Genomic DNA, 2,082 nt, shown 5'->3' with positions numbered 1-2,082 from the left:
TTCATATAATTGTCATATATAAAACAGATACTTAGTAAAAGTATTGAGAAAGTTTTAAAATATGTATTGGATAAACTTTCATCCATGTCATTAATGAGGGATAATATGCGCCCTTTTAAATCCTATGCTGGGACATCTCGCGAAAGCGTGGATGAGTGCGTAGATCTTGCAGGATCATTGAGAATTTAATTTCTCTGAGTAAATATATGAGCATCGAAAAGTTAAGAAATATAGCGATTATCGCGCACGTTGACCACGGTAAAACAACTCTGGTTGACAAACTACTTGAGCAATCAGGTACATTAGAAACACGCGGCGGTAACGAAGAGCGCGTGATGGACTCAAACGACATTGAGAAAGAACGTGGTATTACCATTTTGGCTAAAAACACAGCCATCTCTTGGAACGACTACCATATCAATATCGTAGATACTCCGGGACACGCCGATTTCGGTGGTGAAGTTGAACGCGTACTTTCGATGGCTGACTCAGTATTATTACTTGTTGATGCTCAAGAAGGTCCAATGCCACAAACGCGTTTCGTTACGCAAAAGGCATTCGCGCAAGGCTTAAAGCCAATCGTAGTTATCAATAAAATTGATAAGCCAGGTTCACGTCCTGATTGGGTTATGGATCAAATCTTTGATTTATTCGACAACCTTGGCGCAACTGACGAACAGTTAGACTTTAAAGTAATCTACGCTTCAGCTATCAACGGCTGGGCAACACTAGATTTAGACGAGCCATCAGACAACATGGAACCTATGTTCAAGATGATCGTTGACGAAGTATCACCACCGGATGCAGATCCTGAAGGTGACTTCCAAATGCAAATTTCTCAACTAGATTACAACTCTTATGTTGGTGTAGTTGGTATTGGTCGTATTAAACGTGGTTCTGTTGCTCCTAACCAACAAGTTACTATTATCAGTGCTGATGGCACTACACGTAATGGTAAAATTGGCGCAGTACAAAGCTACCTAGGTCTTGAACGTATCGAAACTGATAGAGCTTACGCTGGTAACATCGTAACTGTAACAGGTATTGGTGAGCTTAAGATTTCTGATACAGTTTGTTTCCCAGGAAACGTTGAAGCATTACCACCTCTAAGTGTTGATGAGCCAACTGTAACAATGACATTCTCTGTAAATAACTCACCTTTCTGTGGTAAAGAAGGTAAGTTTGTAACGTCACGTAATATCCGTGAGCGTTTAGACAAAGAATTAGTACACAACGTAGCACTTCGCGTTGAAGATACTGGTAGCCCAGATAGCTTCCGTGTTTCTGGTCGTGGTGAATTACACCTAGGTATCTTAATCGAGAACATGCGTCGTGAAGGTTACGAGCTTTCAGTTTCTCGTCCAGAAGTTATCTTACGTACTGTAGATGGCGTTCTAGAAGAACCGTTTGAAACAGTAACTATTGACTGTCAAGACGAGCATCAGGGTTCTGTTATGGAACAAGTTGGCCTACGTAAAGGTGAACTTACTAACATGACTCCAGATGGCAAAGGCCGTATGCGTTTAGATTTCATGATCCCTAGCCGTGGTTTAATTGGTTTCCAAACTGATTTCATGACGCTTACTTCGGGTTCTGGTCTTATGTACCATACGTTCGATCATTACGGTCCTCACAAAGGTGGCGACATCGGTGTTCGTAAGAACGGCGTAATGATTGCAAACGCAACGGGTAAAGCACTTACTAACGCATTATTCAACTTACAAGAACGCGGCCGTTTATTCATCGGTCACGGTGTTGAAGTATACGAAGGTATGGTTATCGGTATTCATAACCGTGATAACGACCTTACAGTTAACGCCCTTAAAGGCAAGCAGTTAACTAACGTACGTGCATCTGGTACTGATGAAGCGCAAACGCTTTCTCCACACCTTAACTACTCACTTGAGCAAGCGCTTGAGTTCATCGATGATGACGAGCTAGTTGAAGTAACTCCACTAAACATTCGTATCCGTAAGCGTTACCTTACAGAAAACGAACGTAAACGTGCAGGTCGTGGACCTAAAGCATAATCTATTAATTTAGAATTGTGATTTTAAAAGCCGCTGTATTGAAAAATACAGC

General features: G+C 41.5%; 1 protein-coding gene. It reads left to right on the top strand.

Going from position 1 to position 2,082, the window contains the following annotated elements; all coding sequences use genetic code 11:
- Positions 1-206: 206 nt before the first annotated feature.
- Positions 207-2,030, top strand: coding sequence for a translational GTPase TypA (gene typA / locus GQR46_RS19050; protein ID WP_024589533.1), 1,824 nt, complete (start codon positions 207-209; stop codon positions 2,028-2,030).
- Positions 2,031-2,082 lie beyond the last annotated feature (52 nt).

It is taken from the genome of Pseudoalteromonas sp. Z1A6, from assembly GCF_011378745.1.
GTDB lineage: Bacteria > Pseudomonadota > Gammaproteobacteria > Enterobacterales > Alteromonadaceae > Pseudoalteromonas > Pseudoalteromonas arctica.
Note: the sequence above shows the minus strand (reverse complement) of the source record. Positions and strands in the feature narration are given on the sequence as shown.